The following is a 20,825-nucleotide window of genomic DNA, read 5'->3' as shown; positions in this document are numbered from 1 at the left end:
AAAAACTGGAAGTGGAGGAAGTGGAGGCGTGCGTGCGTCTTTCCGAAAGACGCGCCACGCCACCGCGGAAAGGGGCATTCGGCCGGTCGGATGCGAGCGCGGGCATGCCGGTCACGAAGCATGGTTTTTCCAACATTGGAACCACCCCCGTCATGCCAGCGCGTCCGTCAATGCGGACGCCAGTGCCTCGACATCCTCCGTCGCCGTCGTTTCCGTCACCGCGACGACAAGTCCGTTCGCGAGCGCCGCCTCGTCGGGATAGAGCCGGCCGAGCGACACCCCCGCTAATATCCCCTGATCGGCCAGCGCGCGAACGACCGGCCGCGCTTCGACGGGCAACTTCAGCGTGAATTCGTTGAAGAAGCCTTCATTGACCAGCTCGACCCCCGGCACCTGCGCCAGCCGCTCCGCCGCACGGCACGCCCCTGCGTGATTGATCCCCGCCAGCCGCCGCAACCCCGCCTCGCCCAGCAGCGTCATATGGATCGAGAACGCCAGCGCGCACAGGCCGCTGTTCGTGCAGATGTTGCTCGTCGCCTTCTCGCGCCGGATATGCTGTTCGCGCGTCGACAGCGTCAGCACGAAGCCGCGGCGACCGTCCGCATCCACCGTCTCGCCGCACAGCCGTCCCGGCATCTGGCGGACATATTTGTCCTTGCACCCGAACAGCCCGACATAGGGGCCGCCGAACTGAAGACCGACCCCCAGCGACTGCCCTTCGCCGACGACGATGTCCGCATCCATCTCGCCCGGCGATTTCAGTGCACCCATCGCGACGGGTTCGGTGACGACCGCGATCAGCAGCGCCTTCTTCGCGTGACACGCCGCGGCCAGCTCGGTCAGGTCGGCGATACGGCCCAGGATGTCGGGATATTGGACGACGACGCAGCTGGTATCGTCATCGATCTTCTCGATCAGCCGGTCGACGTCCATGGCGGGCACCAGCCACGGCGCGGTCGTGTCGAGCACGTCGCCGGTATATTTCGCCATCGTCTTCGCGACCGACACGTAATGGGGGTGCAGCCCCGACGACAGGATCGCACGCCCACGCTTCGTGATCCGCCGCGCCATCCCGATCGCTTCCCAGCACGCGGTCGATCCGTCGTACATCGATGCGTTGGCGACGTCGGTGCCGAGCAGCCGCGCGACCTGCGTCTGGAATTCGAACAGCATCTGCAGCGTGCCCTGCGCGATCTCGGGCTGATAGGGCGTATAGGCGGTCAGGAACTCGCCGCGCTGGATCAGATGGTCGACGCTGGCAGGCACGTGATGCTTGTACGCGCCGCAGCCGAGGAAGAACGGCACCTCGCCCGCGGTCAGGTTCTTGCGCGCGAGCGCGGTCATGTGCCGCTCCACCGCCATTTCCGACGCGTGGTTGGGCAGGCCGGCGATGGGGCCGGGCAGGCGGGCGGATTCGGGGACGTCGACGAACAGGTCGTCGATCGAAGACACGCCGACGACGCTGAGCATCGCGTCGCGGTCGGGCTGGGTAAGGGGCAGATAGCGCAACATGTTTCTCCGGCCTCGGGCCAAACGATCCTCCGTCAGCCCGGCCTCGTGCCGGGGTCCATCGCGCGGCATCGTCGAACGCCAGAGCCTCTTGCCCCGACCTCGCGGCACGATGGATGCCGGGACGAGCCCGGCATGACGAACTAAGTTACAACTTCGCGACGAAGGCCGCGTAGGCGGCTTCGTCCATCAGCGCGCCAAGCTCGCTCACATCGGTCAGCGTGATCTTGTAGAACCACCCCCCCGCTTCCGGATCGGTGTTCACCAGCGCGGGTTCGTCGGCCAGCGCGGCATTGCCCTCGATGACCGTGCCCGACACCGGCGAATAGACGTCGGACGCCGCCTTGACCGATTCGACCACCGCCGCCTCGTCGCCCCTGGCCAGCTGCTTGCCCTCCTCGGGCACGGCGACGAACACGATGTCGCCCAGCTGGCTCTGCGCATATTCGCTGATCCCGACGGTGCCGGTCCCGCCCTCGACGTCGATCCATTCATGGTCTTGCGTGAAGTAACGGCTCATGATTTGCCTCCTGCGCGGACATAGCGATGGGGAACGAAGGGCATCGCGGTGACGGTCGCCATGTGGACCTTCCCGCGCTGTACCAGGCGGATACGGGTACCGGGCGCAGCCATCGCGGCGGGTACATAGGCCATCGCGATCGGGGCACCGACGGTTGGCGCGAAGCCGCCCGAGGTCACCTTGCCGACGGTGCTGTCCTCTTCGTCGACGACCGCCGCGTCCTCGCGCACCGGCTGCCGACCGTCGATCAACAGCCCGACGCGCTTGACGACCGGCCCCGCGTCCCGTTCGGCAAGGATGCGCGCCGCGCCGGCGAAATCGCCAGCCTCACGGCGACGCTTCGACAATGCGAAGCCCAGATCGGCCATCACCGGGGTGATATCCGGATCGAGGTCATGGCCGTAAAGCGGCAGCCCTGCCTCCAGCCGCAGCGAGTCGCGCGCGCCGAGGCCGACCGGTTTCACTTCGGGTTCGCCGAGCAGCGCATCGGCGAGCGCGACGACATTGTCCGCCGGCACCGATATCTCGAACCCGTCTTCGCCGGTATAGCCCGACCGGCTGATCCACAGCACCGCGCCGTTCCAGTCGAACGCCGCCGCCGTCATGAAGGTCAGCGCCGCCACGCCGGGCACGATCCGCGCCAGCGCGTCGACCGCCTTGGGTCCCTGCACCGCGATCAGCGCCTGGTCGTCCATCAGGTTCATCGTGACACCGTCGGGTAGCGCGTCGAGCAGATAGGCGATATCGTCATATTTGGTCGCGCCGTTGACGACGACGTAGAACGCATCGCCACGCCGCGTGACCATCAGGTCGTCTAGGATCCCTCCGCCGCTGCCGAGCAGCAGCGAATAGCGCATCCGCCCCTCGCCCAGCCCGGTGATATCGCCGGGCAACACGCTCTCCAGCGCCCGTGCCGCGCCTTCGCCCGAAAACACCAGCTGGCCCATATGGCTGACATCGAACAGCCCGGCGGATTCGCGCGTCCACACATGCTCGGCCATGATGCCGTCATACTGGATCGGCATCTCATAGCCGGCAAACTGCACCATCCGCGCACCGTGCGCGCGGTGCCAGGCATCGAGCGGCAGCAGGTCGGCGGCAAGCTCGACATATTCGTCGGCCTGATCGATGACGTCGGCGGCAGTCGGGGGGGCGTCGCGCATCGTTCCGTCTCCAAAGGGCGGTCGGCCGCGGACGAATCCGCCGGTCGATCCGAAACCCCCTCTGTCACGGAACCTGAGAGCTTTCCCCCGGCCTGTCGCCGGGGTTACACCTTCGGTGGCGCCCGATCGCCCGAGCGCGCTTTCCAGAGTGTCGATTCGACCCGCGCGGTCCTGGTTGCCTGAGAGATTCCGGGGCGGTTGCTCCTTCGGCGGTCCTGAAAGGACACTCTCCCGCGCGCGTCGCAGCCGGTCGCCCGGCATCGACAATTTCTACATTGCCGCCGGGTCGCGCTGCCGTCAATCGGTGTCCGCACCTTTCCGACAAACACCCCACCCCGGCGAAGGCCGGGGCCCAGTCGCCGTGTCCTGTCGACGGCAGGCCTACTTCTCGTAAACATCTCGCGACTGGGCCCCGGCCTTCGCCGGGGAGGCTAATCATAGTGCGACGTCTTACCGCGTCGCGTTGTACTTCAATTGGTCGTCGGTCAGCTGGAAACCGACCAGCGCCTCGAACGTGACGCTCAACACGGCGCGGCGTACCTCGGGCAGCGTCAGCGGATCGGTCGCGGCGTCCTCATCGCCCGCCTTGCGCTTGTGGGTCAGCTTTTCCTTCACGTCGGCGGGCAGCGTCGCGGCCGACCGGGTGATCGACGTGGCCGCGGTGCCGCTGGCGTGCGCGCGCGCCTGTCCGGCGTCGAAATGGACGTTCACCCGGGCGACTCGCTTGGCGACGACCGCCGTGCCGCCGCGAACGACCGTCACGAAATAGGGGAACACGACATCGCGTGCGCCATCGGTTCGCGCGCGGCGGGCGTCGATGTCGAAGGTAACGTTGGTCGCCACCTGATCGCCGACGTCGTCATTGCACGTCGACCGCACGTTGGTCATCGTCGCGGTCACGTCGATCGCGGTCGAATCGCGGCTGGTCGCGGGGTCGAACAGCGTCACGTCGCCGGTGCCGATGGGCACGCCGACCACGGGACAGGCGGAGCGGATCGCGGTGATGCCGCCAGTCTCGTCCAGTTCACCCTTCTTGGCGGCGCAACCCGCCAGGACGAGGGCAGCAAGACCCAGGGACGGCAGGACGAGGACGGATTTCGGAAATGTCACGGGCACGCATACCTTTTCGTGTCGCGGGCGCGCACCCCGGGTTGAACGAGGGCGGTCCGGCTGGCGGCGGGACCATAGGAACCGGCTTTCGCCCACGCAAGCAATCGCGTAGAACGGCATGATCATGGTCATCGACACAAAATCCGCGTTCAAGCCGGTGCTCGAATTGGTGATCGCAGCACCGCGAGGCTTCTGTGCGGGTGTCGATCGCGCCATCCGGATCGTCGAACTGGCGATCGAAAAACATGGCGCGCCGGTCTATGTCCGCCACGAAATCGTGCACAACCGCTACGTGGTCGATGCGCTGCGCGAAAAAGGCGCGATCTTCGTCGAGGAACTGGACGAGGTCCCCGATGGTGCACCCGTCGTCTTTTCCGCGCATGGCGTTCCGAAGTCGGTACCGGTCGAGGCGCAGGGTCGAGGACTGGACTATCTCGACGCGACCTGTCCGCTGGTATCCAAGGTCCATCGTCAGGCCGAACGGCTCGTCGCCGCGGGCCGCCACATCGTCTTCATCGGCCATGCCGGGCACCCCGAAGTCATCGGCACGTTCGGTCAGGTACCGGCGGGGGCGATGTCGCTGATCGAGACCGCGGCCGATGCCGAACTGTTCATGCCTGCGGACCCGGCGAACCTCGCCTTCCTGACGCAGACGACGCTGTCGGTGGACGACACCGCCGCCGTCGTCGCGGTGTTGCAGCGCCGCTTTCCCGAGATGCAGCCGCCGCGTGGCGAGGACATCTGCTACGCGACGTCGAACCGGCAGTCCGCGGTGAAGGCGATCGCGGCGGAATGCGACGCGATGCTCGTGATCGGCGCGCCCAATTCCTCCAATTCGGTTCGCCTCGTCGAAGTGGCCGAACGCGAAGGGGTGCGGGCGCGGCTGTTGCAGCGCGCCGCCGATCTCGACTGGAGCCTTCTCGACGGAGTCCGCACATTAGGCCTGACCGCGGGCGCGTCCGCGCCGGAGATCCTGGTCCGCGAAGTCATCGCGTTATTGGCGACTCGTTACGAGATCGTCGAACGCGAGGTCGAGACGACGCGCGAGACGGTCGCGTTCAAGCTGCCCCGCGGCCTCGAAGCCGCCGCCTGAGCGTTTAGCGGATGGCCGTCTACACCCAGGTCTCCGCGGAGGCGCTGGCGGAGTTCCTGTCGCGCTACGATCACGGCCACCTGCGGTCCGCCAAGGGGATCGCGGAGGGTGTGCAGAACAGCAACTATCTGGTCGATACCGATCGCGAGCGTTTCATCCTGACGCTGTACGAGGAGCGGACAGAGACCCGGGACCTGCCCTTCTTCCTGGCGATGCTCGATCACCTCGCAGCCGACGGAAATCCGGTACCGCGCGCGCTGCCGGATCGGACGGGCGTCGCGGTACAGATGCTGGCGGGGCGTCCGGCGTGCCTCATCGAATTCCTGGACGGCGTGTCCGTATCGCATCCGACCGCGGGACAGGCGCATGCGGCGGGTGCCGCGCTTGGCGATCTCCACACGAGCCTCGCCACCTTCGGACAGACGCGGCGCAACCCGCTGGGCATCGGCGACTGGCCCGCGATGCTGGCGCGCTGCGGCCGAGACATGGATGCGATCGCGCCCGGCATGTTCGACCGGGTCGAGCGTGCGCTGGCGAGCGTCGTCGGTGCCTGGCCGTCCGACCTGCCGGTCGCCGCGATCCATTCGGATCTGTTTCCCGACAACGTCCTGATGCTGGGCGACACGGTGACGGGGGTCATCGATTTCTATTTCGCCTGCACCGACATCCGCGCCTACGACCTGGCGGTCATTCACACATCATGGTGCTTCGACGGTGCCGGGCGGAACTACGATCCGGCGATCGGACAGGCGCTGATCGATGGCTATGCGACGCGGTTCGACCTGTCCGCCGCGGAACGGGCGGCGTTGCCGGTGCTGGCGCGCGGAGCGTGCCTTCGCTTCCTGCTGACGCGGGCCTGGGATTGGCTGAACACGCCCGCCGATGCGCTGGTGACCCGCAAGGATCCGCTCGCCTATCTGCGTCGGCTCGAAACCTACGAGACGCAGGACGTGTTCGGATGACGCTCACTCGTGTCGAGATCGCCACCGACGGCGCGTGCAAGGGCAATCCCGGCCCGGGCGGCTGGGGCGCGCTGATCCGCAGCGGCGCGCACGAGAAGGAATTGTCGGGCGGCGAGGCGCTGACGACCAACAACCGCATGGAGCTGACCGCCGCGATCGAGGCACTGAAGGCGCTCAGCCGGCCCTGCGCGGTGACGCTGTCGACCGACAGCCGGTATGTCATGGACGGCCTGACCAAGTGGATTCACGGTTGGCAGCGCAACGGCTGGCGTACCGCGGACAAGAAACCGGTGAAGAACGCCGAGCTATGGCAGGCCTTGCTCGCCGCCGCGGGGCCGCACGTGATCGACTGGAAATGGGTCAAGGGCCATGCCGGGCACCCGGACAACGAACGTTGCGACCGGCTGGCGAGCGACGCGGCGGTGACGGCGAGCGGGGGGCGTGCGCGCTGACGAAACGCAACCAACTCTCGTCACCCCGGGCTTGACCCGGGGTTACGGAGAAATGCCGGTCGCTCGGTTCCCTCAACGAACGAACCGCGAGACCCCGTACCGCCCCGGATCGATCTCCGCGACCGCCTGGTCCGGCGCATGGCCCAACAGGATCGACGCCGCCAGCATCGCCGCTGCGGGCGCGGTCTGGATGCCGAAGCCGCCTTGTCCCGCAAACCAGAAAAAACCGGGCGCGGCGGGGTCGAAGCCGTACACCGGCAACCGGTCCGGCGCGAAGCTGCGCAGGCCGGCCCAGCGCCGTTCGACCGCTTCGACACGCCAGTCGACCACGCCCTCGAATCGGTCGATCGCGACCGCGACGTCCAGCTCTTCGGGTTGCGCGTCGCACGGATCGCTCGGGATCTCGTCATGCGGGCTGAGCCACAGGCGTCCGCCGGGCTCGGGCTTGAAATAGAAGCGCCCCGATATGTCCGCGACATGCGGCAGCCCGGCAGGAGCCGGGGGATCGGTACGAAGCTGCACCAGCGTCCGGCGATAGGCACGGATGCCGATCGGCGCGACCCCCGCCCGCACGGCGACGACATCCGCCCAGGCACCTGCCGCGTCGACGAGGATGGTCGCGTCGAACCCCCCGGCGCGCGTGGCGATCGACCAGCGACCGTCCTGCCGGGTCGCCGCGGACAATTCGGCATGGGTCACCAGCATCGCCCCGCCGCGCCGCGCGGTCGCCAGCGCATCGGCATGAAGCGCGGCGACGTCGATATAGGCGCAGCTGGGTTCGGCGACACCGAGCGTCCAATCGGCGCGCAATCCCGGCACGAGGCCCGAGGGATCGACCCGGCGAAGATCGACCCCCGAGCCGGCGAACGCCGTCAGCATCGCATCGATCGCGCCCGCATCCCCCGCCCGCCCGATATGCAGCGAACCGAGCGGATCGACGAAGCCGCCGGTGCGCAGTGCGGGGCCGGACGCGGAGGTGAGCGGCTGGATGCCGGGACCGCCGTAGGTTTCCGACCAGAAGGCGGCGGAGCGGCCGGTGGCGTGCATCCCCGGCATCGATTCGGATTCGAGCAGCAGCACGCTCGCATGAGGGGCCAGAGCGGCGGCCAGCGTCGCACCCGCGATCCCTGCGCCGACGATCGCGATATCGTAGGTCATGCGCGAGGTGCCCGCGCGTCGAGAAACCGGTCGATCGCCGCCAGCGCGCGGTCGCGCACCCCGTCCGCCTCGCGCAGGATCTCGTGCGCCGATTCGGCACCGAACCGAACAACGGTCGCGTCGGCCATAACCCGCGCGATCCGCCGTGCCGCGCGCGAGTCGATCAGCGCATCGCGATCGGCTAGCAGCATCAGTACGGGAACCGGCATCGCTGCCAACCGCGGATCGCGCGCGACCGCGGCGGTCGAGGCGAACGCCTCCGCGAGCCATGCCCAGCTGGGCGGCCCGAGCTTCAGTTCCGGACAGCAATCGAGCCAGAACTGCTCGTCGGCATAGCGCGCCGGGTCGTGGGTCAATAGCGCCTGACGAGAGAGCCGCGAACCGGGCCGCTCGCCCTCCTTCCATGCCGCGCGCGCGGGGTCGCCGCGCCCGGCCAGCATATGCGCGACCCAGCCGCTCAGCGCCGCGCCGAGCGGTGCCTTCAGCCCGAGCATCGGCGCGACCAGCACGGCCGCCTGCGGATCGATCGCACCTTCCACCAGAGCGCGGTGGACGAGGTGCCCGCCCAGGGAATGTCCGAGCACGACGCGTGGACCGGGCTCCGCAGCCCATTCCGCCCAAAACGCCGTCAGATCGCGTACCAATATGTCGAAATCGGCGATGTGACCGATTCGTGGATTGGCTCCGAATCGCCCGGACCCACCCTGCCCGCGCCAGTCGAATGCGGTCACGGACCAGCCGCACCCCACGAAATGCGCGAACGTCTCGATATATTTTTCGATGAAATCGCCGCGACCGGTCAGGAACAGCAAACGGCCCCGCTCGCCGCGGCCCCGCCAGTCGAACCGGCGCAGCGACCAGCCATCGGGCGCGGTCCAGGTCGAAAGCTGCGCGCCGGCGGGAATCGTGCGGCGATTGGGGCTGGTGCGATCCATTGCGGGCACGGTTACGGTTTCATAAGCCCTCGCGTCTAGAACCATCCGTCATGCATGGGTTCGTTTCCGTCGTGGTGCCGTTCGTCGCGTTGATCGCGCTGCTCTTGTGGGCAGGGCTGGAGGATATTCGCCGCCGCGAGATCGCGAACTGGAAAACCGGCGCGATCGTTCTGCTCGCGCCGGTCTGGTGGTGGGCGAACGGGCTGTATCCGTGGCCCGACGTCGCGGCCCAGATCGGTCTGGCGATCGGCGTCTTCGCGATCTTCGCCGCCGCGTTCCATTTCGGCTGGATGGGCGGCGGCGACGTGAAACTGATCGCCGCGCTCGCGCTGTGGCTCCCGTTCGGCGGGTTCGTCGCGATGCTGGTCGCGATGTCGCTGGCGGGCGGCGCGATCACGCTTGCCCTGATCGCCGAGCAACGGCTGCGTCGCCGTAGCGGCAATATCGAGATCCCGTACGGCGTCGCGATCGCGTTCGCAGCGATCGTCACGATCCGCGAACCGATCCTTAACCAATTATCGTGATGATTAACGTCGGTTTCACCCCCCGGCGTAGCCCGAAAGGCCTGTTGAGAGATGGATAGTCGCAAGCTCGTACTCCTGATCGGCGCGTTGTTCGTCGCCGGGATTACCGCGTTCTTCGCGCGGTCGATGATCGCAGGCAGTGCAACGCCGCGCGCGAACGCCGCGACGGCGGTCGTGATCGATGGCCCGGAAGTGCTGGTCGCGACCCGCGCATTGCCCGTCGGCACCATCCTCGACGCGACCGCACTCAAATTCCAGCCCTGGCCGAAGGAACTGGTCGACAACGCCTATTATCTTCGCGCCCGGACCGATCTCCATTCGTTGCAGGGCACAGTCGTCCGTAACGCCATCACCGCGGGTCAACCGGTCACGCAGGGCGCGCTGGTGAAGCCGGGCGATCGCGGCTTTCTGGCCGCCGCGCTCGGACCGGGCATGCGCGCGGTCACCTTCCCCGTGTCGACCCAGAGCGCGGTCGCAGGCTTCGTATTCCCGGGCGACCGCATCGACCTCGTGCTGACGCAGTCGGTATCGGGCGGCGGTGACGGATCGCCGCTGAAGGTTTCGGAAACCGTTCTGCGCAACCTGCGCGTGCTGGCGACCGATCAGCGCACCGACAATGCCGTCGGCGAAGACGGCAAGACCCAAGTCAAGACCTTCGGCACCGTGACGGTCGAGGCGACGCCCAAGATCGCGGAGCAGATCGCCGTTGCGCAGACGGTCGGATCGCTGTCGCTGTCGCTCCGATCGATCGCAGACAATTCTTCGCAGCTGGAAGAGGCGATCGCCTCCGGCCGGATCAAGGTGCCGGCTGGCACCGATCCCAAGGCGGAGCGGGCGATGCTGGCCCAGGTCGCCGGTCAGCCGCAGAGCGGAGCCAATTCGTTCGCAACGGGTGCCGACGTCTCGCGCTTCCAGCGCAGCACGGTGCCGGGCAAGGCCGAAAGCGCACCCGGCGTTGGCGGGGTCAACGCCCTGGCCCCCGGGTCCACAACGGCCGCAGTATCGGGCGATCTTGTCCACGTCGCACGCGGCAGCACTGCCACCGCCGTCCCGGTAGGCGCGGTCACCCTGACGGTGACCCGCAAGCCCGCAGACGGCTCCGATGCCAAAGTCACGGCCGTTACGGTCGGGGGGAAGAACTGACATGACGATCCCAGCTTTCCTGCACCGGTCGCTGACCGCGGGCGTCGCGACGGCCCTGGTGGCCGGATCGTGCATCGCGGTCGCCGCACCGGTACGCAGTCGCACCGGCCATGCTGCCGGCGTTCGCCAGTTGCCGCCGACGGCCGAGCGACCGACACGCAACGTCCTGCTGTCGATCGGCCAGGGCGAACTGATCAACCTGCCGGTTGCGGTCAGCGACATCTGGGTCTCCGCCCCCGACGTCGCCGACGTCTATGTCGACAATGCCCGCAGAATCCACCTGTTCGGCAAGGCATTCGGCGAAGCGACGGTTTTCGCGACCAGTGCAAGTGGTGCGGTCGTCTATTCCGCGAACGTCCGCGTCAGCCAGAACATCACGTCGGTCGACGCGATGCTGAAGGCGGCGATGCCGGATGCGAACATAAGGATCCTGAATGTCGGCCAGATGGCGGTGCTGACCGGCACCGTCGCCTCGCCCGCGGACTCGGTGCAGGCCCAGCAGCTGGTGGCGTCACTGCTGAACCCCGGCGTCGACGTGACGACACCCGGTGCGGTGTTGAAGATCGCGGTCATCAATCGACTGAAGACGGCAACGCCGTTGCAGGTGAACCTGCAGGTCCGCATCGCCGAGGTCAGCCGGTCGTTTGTTAAAAATATCGGCATCAATCTGCAGAACCGACAGAACGGCAGCGGTGCGATCTTCGGGATCGCATCAGGCCGCGCCGGCGGTGGCATTACGACGGTGACGGGCAATCCCGTCGCGCGCTATGTCAACGGTGCCCCCGTCGACGCAAACGGCTTGTCGATACCCGCGACCGCCAGCGGCCTACTGCCGGGCGCCACGCAATATACCTTCCCGGGCAGCAGCACCGGTGCCGGCACCGTGCTCGGTCTTGCGGGCCATGCGCTTGGGATGGACCTGCTCAGTTCGCTCGATCTGGGCGAGACCGATGGTCAAGTGACGACCCTCGCACAGCCCAACCTGACGGCTATGTCCGGTGAGACGGCCAGTTTCCTCGCGGGCGGTGAGATCCCGATCCCCGTCAGCCAGGGCCTTGGCGCGGTATCGATCGAATACAAGCAATATGGTATCAGCCTCTCCTACACGCCGACGGTGTTGTCCGACGGCCGCATCTCGCTGCGCGTCCGCCCGGAAGTGTCGCAACTGTCGGCGGCCGGTGCGGTGACCCTGAATGGCGTGTCAATTCCCGGCCTGACCACACGACGCGCGGAAACCACGCTCGAACTGGGGTCCGGCCAGAGCATGGTCATCGGTGGCCTGATCTCGAACGACAATGCCAATTCGATCGACAAGGCACCCGGGCTAGGCGACGTGCCGGTGCTCGGCGCATTGTTCCGCTCGAACGCATGGAAGCGCAACGAGACCGAGTTGATGATCGTCATCACGCCGTATCTCGTGAGGCCGGTACAGAATCCGTCCGACATCGTCCTGCCTACCGACGGCAGCCGGGCACCGACCGACCTGGGCCGCGTGTTCAAGGGCGACCTCGGCGGCGGCGTCACGGGCGCGAAGCGTCCCGTCCCGACGATGGCACCCAGCGCGCCGCCGCTGGCGATCGGCGGGGCGGCACCCGCTTTGCCCGCGCCGTCGCCCGACGCGCTTCGTGATTCCGCCCCCAAGGCGGTCGTCCCCAAAAAGGGTCAGCCCGCCGCCATGCCGGGCTTTTCCGAATGATCCGCCGTAACCGCGCCCCCACCCGAGGATTCCGTTCCATGAAGATGCGCCTTGTCCCGCTCGGCTCGCTCGTCCCGGCATTGCTGCTCGGCGGCTGCATGGGTACCGAGAATCGCGGCCTCGAATCGGTCCATCAGGCCGTCGTGACCCGCAGCGACTATGCGCTCGATCTCGCCACGGCGGGCGGCGGCCTGGCACCGGGCGAACAGCGCCGGCTGGTCGGCTGGATGGCCGCACTTCACGTCGGCTATGGCGACCGCATCGCCATCGACGATGCCGGCGTGCCGGCCGCGCGGGTGCACGAACAGGTCGGCACCGTCATCGCGGGCTATGGTCTGTTGCTGGGCGACGATGCGCCGATCAGCGCCGCGCCGATCGCACCGGGCACGGTGCGGATCGTCATCAGCCGGATGAAGGCGACCGTTCCCGGTTGCCCCGACTGGAGCCGCGACGAGGCGCATGAATTCAACAGCAACACCTCGTCTAACTATGGCTGCGCGACGAACGCATCGCTGGCGGCGATGATCGCGCGCCCGGAGGACCTGGTTCACGGCCGGTCGTCCGACGAGACGACCGATACGACGGTATCGGGCAAGGCGATCACCGCCTTCCGCAAGGCGCTGCCGACCGGTGCGCAGGGAATGAAAGCCGAAAGCACGGGAGGGAAATGAGATGAACGCACCGTGGAAACCCGCCGGCGCGGCGCAACGCGATCCCTTCATGGCCTATGTCTGCGACGACACCACCGCGGATACGGTGCGCCCGATCGCGACCGAACTCGGCTGGTCGCCGGACAAGATCTACAAGGGCGGCCTGCGCAACGCGATCCAGTCGCTGTCGGTCTCGGCAAGCCCGCTGATCCTGTTCGTCGACCTCGCCGAATCGGGTGATCCGCTCAACGACATCAACGCGCTGGCCGAAGTGTGCGAGCCCGGTACGGTGGTGATCGCATCGGGTCAGGTCAACGATGTGCGCCTGTACCGCGATCTCGTCGCCAGCGGCATTCAGGATTATCTGCTGAAGCCGCTGCATCCCGACATGCTGCGCGAGGCGTTCAGCCATGCGTATGCGATGCTCAACGCGCCGAAGGTGGCGGATGTCGCGGTCGACCGGCCGCACTGCGCGACCGCGGTCATCGGCGTGCGCGGCGGTGTCGGGGCGTCGACGGTCGCCACCTCGCTCGCCTGGCTGCTGTCGGACAAGCATGGCCGATCGACCGCCTTGCTCGACCTCGACGTGCATTTCGGCACCGGTGCGCTCGCACTTGACCTCGAACCCGGGCGCGGCCTGACCGACGCGATCGAAAACCCGAGCCGTATCGACGGATTGTTCATCGAACGCGCGATGGTGAAGGCATCGGAAAAGCTCGCGGTGCTGTCCGCCGAAGCCCCGATCAACGCGCCGATGATGACCGATGGTGCCGCTTTCTACCAATTGCAGGAGGAAATGCGCGCGGCGTTCGAATGCACCATCGTCGATCTGCCCCGCGGCATGCTGGTCCAGCATCCGCACCTGGTGAACGAGGTCCAGATCGCAGTCATCGTGACCGAACTGACGCTTGCCGCGGCGCGCGACACCATCCGTATCCTGTCCTGGCTGAAAACGAATGCGCCGCAGACCGCGGTCATCCTCGTCGCCAACCGCTTGCATGCGAATGGCCTGGAGATCAGCCGCAAGGATTTCGAAGGCTCGATCGAACGTAAGATCGATTTCGCGATAGCGTTCGATCAGAAGCTCGCTGCTCAGGCAGCGAAACTTGGCAAGCCGTTTGCCGAGGCCGGCAAGAATACGAAGACCGTGGCACCGCTCGTCGAGCTGGCGGAGGGCGTCGCTTTGGTATGTTCGGGCGACGGTGCCGGGCTGGCGGGCAAGCCGCGGGTCAAGGGCGGATCGCTGATGGGCAAGTTCGGCGACATCAAGTCGCTGATGGCGAAGAAACCCAAGAAGTGAGCCGCCCGCCGCCACGGAAACGCGGCGGCGCGCCATCGTCGGGAAGGGATTGCGCGCGATGAACCCAATGCCGCTGCTGATGATCGCGATCGGCGCAACGGTCGTGCTCGGCATGATCGCGTTCGCCCTTGCCGGACCGTCGCCGGCCCGCGCGCAGACGCGCCGCATAGGCGCGATGCGCCTGCGTCATGTCGAGGGCGCGGTCGTCGAATCGCAGATGCGACGGATCAGCAACAATCGCGATACCAAGATGGACCTCGCCTTTGGCCGTCTGCTGCCAAACCCGGCACTGCTGGCGAAGCGGTTGGCGATGACCGGCAAGAACTGGACGGTCGGTGGTTACGGCATCGCGACGGGCGTCATCGCGCTGGTCGTGCTGGTCGCGATGAAAACCCTGGGCATGCCGATCCTCTTCGCCGTCTTTTTCGGGCTGTTCGTCGGCGTCGGCCTGCCGCATTTCGCCGTCGGCTACATGACCAAGCGCCGGATCGGCAAATTCACCGCCAAATTCCCCGATGCCATCGAACTGCTCGTTCGCGGGCTCCGCTCGGGTCTGCCGATCTCGGAAACCATTGGGGTCGTCGGCCATGAAGTCGAAGGCCCGGTCGGGGAGGAATTCCGCATGGTATCCGACAAGATGAAAATCGGCAAGACCATGGACGCGGCGCTTCAGGATACCGCGGACCGGCTTGGCACCCCCGAATTCCAGTTCTTCGTCATCACGATCGCCATCCAGCGCGAAACCGGCGGCAATCTCGCGGAGACGCTGGCCAATCTGGCCAATGTGCTTCGTATGCGCGGCCAGATGAAGCTGAAGATCAAGGCGATGTCGTCCGAATCCAAGGCATCCGCCTACATCATCGGCGCGCTGCCCTTCATCGTGTTCATCATGATCTACCTGATCAACGGCAGCTACATGCAGACCTTCTTCACAGACCAACGGCTGATGATCGGGGGTATCGGCGGCCTGTGCTGGATGGGCATCGGCGCATTCGTGATGGCCAAAATGATCAATTTCGAGATCTGACGGGGAACGGACGGCACCATGGGCGAGACGGGCGGACCGAAGATCCTGGGCATCGATGTCCTGTGGGTGGCGACGATGCTGTCGGGTGTCGCGGCCTTCGCGGTCATGTTCGCCATCTACACCGTCATGAGCGTCCGCGACCCGATGACGAAGCGGGTAAAGGCGCTGAACGATCGGCGCGAACAGTTGAAGGCCGGCATCACCGCCTCCACCAAGCGTCGCGCCAAGCTGGTCCAGCGCAACGACACCGCCGACCGGATGCGCGGCATCCTGCAGTCGATGAAGGTCCTCCAGGACAGTCAGGTCAAGGCCGCGCAGATCAAGCTGATGCAGGCGGGCATCCGGAAAAAGGAATGGGCGGTCGCGGTCATTTTCGGCCGACTGGTCCTGCCGATCGTGTTCGGCGGGCTGATGGTCTATCTCGTCTACGGCACCGACATGTTCGCGACCTATACCCCGCTCAAGCGGTACGGGATCGTCGCGGTCAGCTTCATCCTGTCGTACAAGGCACCCGACATCTTCCTGAAGAACAAGATCACGAAGCGCACCGACGCCATCCGCAAGGGATTGCCCGACGCACTCGATCTTCTCGTGATCTGCGCCGAGGCGGGTCTGACCGTCGATGCCGCGTTCCACCGCGTGTCGCGGGAACTGAGCCGCGCCTATCCCGAACTGGGCGACGAGTTCACCCTGACCGCGATCGAACTCGGCTTCCTGACCGAACGCCGCGCCGCGTTCGAAAATCTGGCGATGCGCGTCAAGCTGGACGCGATCAAGGGCGTGGTGACGACGATGGTGCAGACCGAAAAATACGGCACGCCCCTCGCGTCGGCACTCAGGGTCCTGTCCGCCGAGTTCCGCAACGAACGCATGATGCGCGCCGAGGAAAAGGCGGCACGGCTGCCCGCGATCATGACGGTGCCGCTCATCCTGTTCATCCTGCCCGTCCTGTTCGTCGTCATCCTGGGGCCGGCGGCCTGTTCGATCGGCGACGCGTTCAAGGGCGGGGTCGGCCACTCGTAACGCAACCCGACACGCCGTCGGTCGTTGTGCATCCGTAACAGGAGGCATTTCGATGATGACGTTCACGGCGACTCAGTTCGCGATCCTGGCGCTGGTCCTGGTCGCGGGGTGGTTTCTCGGGCTGGCGAGCCACCCCGGCGGGCGGAAATGGCGGGATCGGTACGCCGCGGAACGCGACGCCCATGCCACCAGCCGCAAGGACGCCGAAGCCCGGATCGCCGCCGAGAAATCGCGCCAGATCGAACTGGAACGCGAGAACGCCCGGTTTCGCGACGCCGCGCCGGTGCCCGCGCAGACGATGGCACCGCGGACCGCGGCACCGGTGGCGCGACCGGTGGCGCGACCGGCCTATCCGGCGGGCGAGCGCCGCGGCTGGTTCGATTTCGCGCCGCGGACGTAATGCGCTGCATTGCCACCAATTCTCCGTCACCCCCGCCTCAAGGCCGGGGTGACGATAGGGTTTGCACGGCCCGATAGCCTACCGCGCCTTCAACGCCGCCTGCGCCGCCGCCAGACGTGCGATCGGCACACGGTAGGGTGAGGCGCTGACGTAATCCAGACGCACGCTTTCGCAGAAATCGATCGACGCCGGGTCGCCACCATGTTCGCCGCAGATGCCGAGCTTGATGTCGGGCCGCGTCGCCCTTCCGCGATCGGCGGCGAGCTTCACCAGTTCGCCGACTCCTTCGACGTCGATGCTGACGAACGGGTCCTTCGCGTAGATGCCCTGTTCGACATAGACACCGAGGAACCGCGCGGCATCGTCGCGGCTGACACCAAGCGTGGTCTGCGTCAAATCGTTGGTCCCGAACGAGAAGAACTCGCCGACCTCGGCGATCTCGCCCGCACGCAGCGCCGCACGCGGCAATTCGATCATCGTGCCGACCAGATACTCGATCGTCGTCCCGCGCTCGGCGAACACCGCCTTCGCCGCCTTGTCGACCACCGCCTTCATCAGTTCCAGTTCCCGCCTGGTCGCGACCAACGGGATCATGACCTCCGGGATCGGCGCGGCACCCGATGCCGCCGCGACATCGATCGCCGCCTCGAAGATCGCGCGTGCCTGAATCTCGTAGATTTCCGGATAGGTCACGGCCAGCCGACACCCGCGATGGCCGAGCATCGGGTTGAATTCGTGCAGTTCGGCGGCGCGGCGCTTCAATATGTCGACGTCGACGCCCGCCGCCTTCGCGACATCGGCGAAGTCCGTCTCCTCATGCGGCAGGAACTCGTGCAGTGGCGGATCGAGCAGCCGGATCGTCACCGGCAACCCCGCCATCACCTCGAAGATCGCGGCGAAATCGGCGCGCTGTTCGGGGAGCAGCTTGGCGAGCGCGGCGCGACGCCCGGTCTCGTCCTCCGCCAGGATCATCTGCCGCACCGCGGTGATCCGCGATCCTTCGAAGAACATATGCTCGGTCCGGCACAGCCCGACGCCTTCCGCGCCGAAATCACGCGCGGTCCGGCAATCGTGCGGCGTTTCCGCATTGGCACGGACCTTCAGCCGGCGGACCGCGTCGGCCCAGCCCATCAGCGTCCCGAAATCGCCCGACAATTCCGGCTGTACCGTCGGCACCGAACCCGCCATCACCTCGCCCGTCGTGCCGTCGATGGTCAGCGTATCGCCCTCGCGCACCTCGCGTCCACCGACGCTCATGACCTTGGCCTTCGCATCGATAGAGACGCTGCCCGCGCCCGACACGCAGGGTCGCCCCATGCCCCGTGCCACGACCGCGGCGTGGCTCGTCATCCCGCCGCGCGCGGTCAGGATGCCCTTCGCCGCATGCATGCCGTGGATATCCTCGGGCGAGGTCTCGGTGCGGATCAGGATCACCGAATCCCCCGCCGCCGCCCGCTTTTCCGCGGTATCGGCGTCGAAGACCGCCGCGCCCGAGGCCGCACCCGGCGAGGCGGGCAGACCCTTGGCGATGACGTCGCGTGTCGCCCTGGGGTCGAGCGTCGGGTGGAGCAGCTGGTCAAGCGCCTGCGGATCGACCCGCGCGATCGCCTCGTCGCGGGTAATGAGCCCCTCCTCCGCCATGTCGACCGCGATCTTCAGCGCGGCCTTCGCGGTGCGCTTGCCCGACCGCGTCTGGAGCATCCACAATTTCGCGCGCTCGACGGTGAATTCGATGTCCTGCATGTCGCGGTAATGCGTTTCGAGCCGGTCGAACACCGCGGCGAGTTCGGCATAGACCGCGGGCATCGCCTCTTCCATCGATGCCGCCTTCGCGCCTGCCTCTTCGCGCGCGGTCTTCGTCAGATATTGCGGGGTGCGGATGCCGGCGACGACGTCCTCGCCTTGGGCATTGATCAGGAATTCGCCGTAATAGGCGCGGTCGCCCTTCGACGGATCGCGGGTGAACGCCACGCCCGTCGCGGAGGTTTCGCCCATGTTGCCGAACACCATTGCCTGCACGTTGACCGCGGTGCCCCAATTGGCCGGGATATCGTTCAGCCGGCGATAGACCTTCGCCCGCTCGGACTGCCACGATCCGAACACCGCGCCGACCGCGCCCCATAACTGGTCGTGCACGTCCTGCGGGAAGGGCTTGCCCCATTCCGCCTCGACCAGGCCCTTATACTCGGCGACCAGCGCCTTCAGGTCGTCGGCGGAAAGCTCGGTATCGAGCGTGAAGCCGCGATCCTCCTTCGCGACCTCCAGCGCCTCCTCGAACGCGCCGTGATCGAGTTCCAGCACCACGTCCGCATACATCTGGATGAAGCGGCGATAGCTGTCCCAGGCGAAGCGCGCGTCGCCCGACGCGGCGACCAGCCCCTCGACCGTGGCATCGTTCAGCCCGAGGTTGAGGACGGTGTCCATCATGCCCGGCATCGACACCCGCGCGCCGCTGCGGACGGAGACGAGCAACGGGTCCGACGCATCGCCGAAGCGCTTGGCCGTGATCCCCTCGATATGCGCGATGCCGTTCGCCACCTCGTCGCGCAGACCCTGCGGGAACTGCTCGCCCTCGTCGTAATAGGTCGTGCACATCGGCGTCGAGATGGTGAAGCCCGGCGGCACCGGCAGGCCGATCGACGCCATCTCCGCCAGGTTCGCGCCCTTGCCGCCGAGCAGGTTCTTGTCGCCCTTGCCCCCGTCCGAAACGCCGCCGCCAAACCGGTAAACATATTGCGTCATGATCGGACCTCTAAATGCCTATTGCTGCGTCTGCGAACGCGCGGAAGTGGACGAAGTGGACACTACGTAAAAAGAGAATTCATCCCTCGATACGGGAAAAATCGGCGACATTGTGCACTGCAGCACGAACCCGCGCAAGCAGCGCCAGCCGGTGGGCGCGCTTCGCCGGATCGGGATCGTTGACGATGACGGTGTCGAAGAACGCGTCGATCGGTGCCCGCAAACTCGCCAATGCCATCATCGCCGCCTCGAAATCCTCTCGCGCCACCGCGGCCGCGGCGGCGGGCTCCGCCGCGTCGAGCGCGGCGATGAGCGCGGCTTCGCCGTTTTCGGGCGTGTAGGACAGATTTTTCTTCCCCTCTCCCTCTGGGAGAGGGTGGCCGAGCGCAGCGAGGTCGGGTGAGGACGGCACCGTCTCCCCCCTGTCCTCACCCCGCGGCGCTTGCGCGCCTTGCCCCTCTTCCAACGGGAGAGGGGAAGAAGAAGGCCACCCCTCCTTCTTCAAGATATTCGCCGCCCGCTTATACCCGGCAAGCAAATTCGCCCCATCCGCCGTCCCGACGAACCCCTGCAACGCCCGCACCCGCGCCAGCAGGCGGACGAGGTCGTCCTCCCCGCCGATCGCGAACACCGCATCGATCAGGTCGTGCCGGACACCGGCTTCGCGTTGCTGGACGGTCAAACGTTCACCAAAAAAGGGCACGATCTCCTGCTGCTTCATGTCAGCAAACGCAAACACTGCGGACGGCACATCTGCTGCTGAGAGCCGAGCCGACAATGCCGCCTCGATACTCGCACCTCTAAGTGATTGAGTATCGACGTTATGCTTATCTGCCAACTCAATGAAGTAACGTAGGTTGGGACGAAAGTCCTCATCAATGCGGCGCGCGCCAGCAAGCAGCCGGTTCCACCAGAAAAAACCGTGCTCCATCAATGCGACGATCAAGACGCGGCGAAATCCGAGCCTCAAATTATTTACTGTCACTAACCTGATGACGCCAAGAGCAGCGCGGCGCAGAGCAAACGGATCTTTAGAACCTGTCGGCCGCTCATTAATCCCGAAAAAGGCGGTGATCGTATCCAGCTTATCCGCCAGCGACACCGCCACCGTCACCGGATCGGTGGGCACGTCGTCCCCCTGCCCGACCGGCTTGTAGTGATCGCGCACCGCCACGGCGACGCGCGGGTCTTCGCCCTGCGCCGTGGCGTAATAGCCGCCCATCAAGCCCTGGAGTTCAGGGAATTCTCCGACCATGCCGGAGACGAGGTCCGCCTTCGCGAGGCGGGCCGCGCGTTCGGCGAGGTCTGCTAGCCCCTCCCCTTCAGGGGAGGGGTTGGGGTGGGGACTCTCCCCGAGTGCCGACGTGGATGCCTGCGGCACGGCCCCACCCCCAACCCCTCCCCTGAAGGGGAGGGGC

19 protein-coding genes and 2 riboswitches are annotated in these 20,825 nt (G+C 66.6%); of the genes, 11 read left to right on the top strand and 8 right to left on the bottom strand.

Annotated elements, in window-relative coordinates; translation table 11 throughout:
- Positions 1-150: 150 nt before the first annotated feature.
- The 4 genes from gcvPA to HUU99_RS08325 form a co-directional block, all read right to left on the bottom strand.
- Positions 151-1,509, bottom strand: a complete 1,359-nt coding sequence (gene gcvPA / locus HUU99_RS08340; protein ID WP_174286119.1) for an aminomethyl-transferring glycine dehydrogenase subunit GcvPA — start codon at positions 1,507-1,509, stop codon at positions 151-153.
- A gap of 148 nt (positions 1,510-1,657) precedes the next feature.
- Entirely contained in the window at positions 1,658-2,029 is a 372-nt protein-coding gene (gene gcvH / locus HUU99_RS08335) for a glycine cleavage system protein GcvH (protein ID WP_174286118.1), read from the bottom strand.
- On the bottom strand, positions 2,026-3,192 hold the full coding sequence (gene gcvT, locus HUU99_RS08330; protein WP_174286117.1) for a glycine cleavage system aminomethyltransferase GcvT: 1,167 nt from the start codon (positions 3,190-3,192) through the stop codon (positions 2,026-2,028). Before gcvT ends, gcvH begins: the two co-directional genes overlap by 4 nt.
- Before the next feature lie 51 nt (positions 3,193-3,243).
- Positions 3,244-3,348: riboswitch (glycine riboswitch) on the bottom strand.
- Positions 3,349-3,436: riboswitch (glycine riboswitch) on the bottom strand. It lies immediately after the preceding riboswitch.
- Positions 3,437-3,642: 206 nt separating this feature from the next.
- On the bottom strand, positions 3,643-4,302 hold the full coding sequence (locus HUU99_RS08325) for a hypothetical protein (RefSeq protein ID WP_254603049.1): 660 nt from the start codon (positions 4,300-4,302) through the stop codon (positions 3,643-3,645).
- A 118-nt stretch (positions 4,303-4,420) separates the two neighbouring features.
- On the opposite strand from HUU99_RS08325, the gene ispH reads away from it, so the two are divergent.
- From ispH to rnhA, 3 genes are read left to right on the top strand one after another with little or no spacing between them, the layout of a single operon-like run.
- Positions 4,421-5,395 carry a 4-hydroxy-3-methylbut-2-enyl diphosphate reductase gene (gene ispH / locus HUU99_RS08320; protein ID WP_254603048.1) on the top strand — a complete coding sequence of 325 codons (975 nt, stop codon included), beginning with the start codon at positions 4,421-4,423 and terminating at the stop codon, positions 5,393-5,395.
- Between the two features lie 11 nt (positions 5,396-5,406).
- Positions 5,407-6,357: a homoserine kinase gene (gene thrB, locus HUU99_RS08315; RefSeq protein ID WP_174286116.1), complete on the top strand. Its 951-nt coding sequence runs from the start codon at positions 5,407-5,409 to the stop codon at positions 6,355-6,357.
- Positions 6,354-6,809 carry a ribonuclease HI gene (gene rnhA, locus HUU99_RS08310; RefSeq protein ID WP_174286115.1) on the top strand — a complete coding sequence of 152 codons (456 nt, stop codon included), beginning with the start codon at positions 6,354-6,356 and terminating at the stop codon, positions 6,807-6,809. The genes thrB and rnhA overlap by 4 nt, the downstream gene beginning before the upstream one ends.
- Positions 6,810-6,881: 72 nt before the next feature.
- On the opposite strand, the gene HUU99_RS08305 is transcribed toward rnhA, so the two are convergent.
- A complete protein-coding gene (locus HUU99_RS08305; protein WP_174286114.1) occupies positions 6,882-7,967 on the bottom strand; it encodes an NAD(P)/FAD-dependent oxidoreductase in 1,086 nt (361 codons plus the stop codon).
- Positions 7,964-8,902 (bottom strand): alpha/beta fold hydrolase, encoded by a 939-nt coding sequence (locus HUU99_RS08300; RefSeq protein WP_174286113.1) that lies wholly within the window; start codon positions 8,900-8,902, stop codon positions 7,964-7,966. Before HUU99_RS08300 ends, HUU99_RS08305 begins: the two co-directional genes overlap by 4 nt.
- 50 nt (positions 8,903-8,952) lie before the next feature.
- Between HUU99_RS08300 and HUU99_RS08295 the strand changes: the two genes are divergently transcribed.
- From HUU99_RS08295 to HUU99_RS08260, 8 genes are read left to right on the top strand one after another with little or no spacing between them, the layout of a single operon-like run.
- Positions 8,953-9,426: an A24 family peptidase gene (locus HUU99_RS08295; protein ID WP_174286112.1), complete on the top strand. Its 474-nt coding sequence runs from the start codon at positions 8,953-8,955 to the stop codon at positions 9,424-9,426.
- Positions 9,427-9,477: 51 nt separating this feature from the next.
- Positions 9,478-10,569, top strand: coding sequence for a Flp pilus assembly protein CpaB (gene cpaB, locus HUU99_RS08290; RefSeq protein WP_174286111.1), 1,092 nt, complete (start codon positions 9,478-9,480; stop codon positions 10,567-10,569).
- Between the two features lies 1 nt (position 10,570).
- The gene (locus HUU99_RS08285; RefSeq protein WP_174286110.1) at positions 10,571-12,265 is read left to right on the top strand and encodes a type II and III secretion system protein family protein; all 1,695 of its coding nucleotides are present in this window, start codon (positions 10,571-10,573) and stop codon (positions 12,263-12,265) included.
- 38 nt (positions 12,266-12,303) lie between these two features.
- Complete coding sequence (locus HUU99_RS08280; RefSeq protein WP_174286109.1) at positions 12,304-12,936, top strand: CpaD family pilus assembly protein; 633 nt, start codon at positions 12,304-12,306, stop codon at positions 12,934-12,936.
- Position 12,937: 1 nt separating this feature from the next.
- Entirely contained in the window at positions 12,938-14,215 is a 1,278-nt protein-coding gene (locus HUU99_RS08275; protein WP_174286108.1) for an AAA family ATPase, read from the top strand.
- A 58-nt stretch (positions 14,216-14,273) separates the two neighbouring features.
- Positions 14,274-15,242 carry a type II secretion system F family protein gene (locus HUU99_RS08270; protein ID WP_174286107.1) on the top strand — a complete coding sequence of 323 codons (969 nt, stop codon included), beginning with the start codon at positions 14,274-14,276 and terminating at the stop codon, positions 15,240-15,242.
- An 18-nt stretch (positions 15,243-15,260) separates the two neighbouring features.
- On the top strand, positions 15,261-16,265 hold the full coding sequence (locus tag HUU99_RS08265; protein ID WP_174286106.1) for a type II secretion system F family protein: 1,005 nt from the start codon (positions 15,261-15,263) through the stop codon (positions 16,263-16,265).
- Between the two features lie 52 nt (positions 16,266-16,317).
- Positions 16,318-16,665, top strand: coding sequence for a hypothetical protein (locus tag HUU99_RS08260; RefSeq protein WP_174286105.1), 348 nt, complete (start codon positions 16,318-16,320; stop codon positions 16,663-16,665).
- 78 nt (positions 16,666-16,743) lie between these two features.
- On the opposite strand, the gene ppdK is transcribed toward HUU99_RS08260, so the two are convergent.
- Together ppdK and HUU99_RS08250 are read right to left on the bottom strand one after the other, a co-directional pair.
- A complete protein-coding gene (gene ppdK, locus HUU99_RS08255) occupies positions 16,744-19,407 on the bottom strand; it encodes a pyruvate, phosphate dikinase (RefSeq protein WP_174286104.1) in 2,664 nt (887 codons plus the stop codon).
- A 79-nt stretch (positions 19,408-19,486) separates the two neighbouring features.
- Positions 19,487-20,825 (bottom strand): glycine--tRNA ligase subunit beta (locus HUU99_RS08250; RefSeq protein ID WP_174286103.1); only part of this gene is annotated, 1,339 nt, incomplete at its 5' end.

Source organism: Sphingomonas bacterium, assembly GCF_903642285.1.
Classification (GTDB): domain Bacteria; phylum Pseudomonadota; class Alphaproteobacteria; order Sphingomonadales; family Sphingomonadaceae; genus Sphingomonas.
The sequence above is the reverse complement of the archived record's forward strand: the minus strand, read 5'-3'. Positions and strand labels throughout refer to the sequence as shown.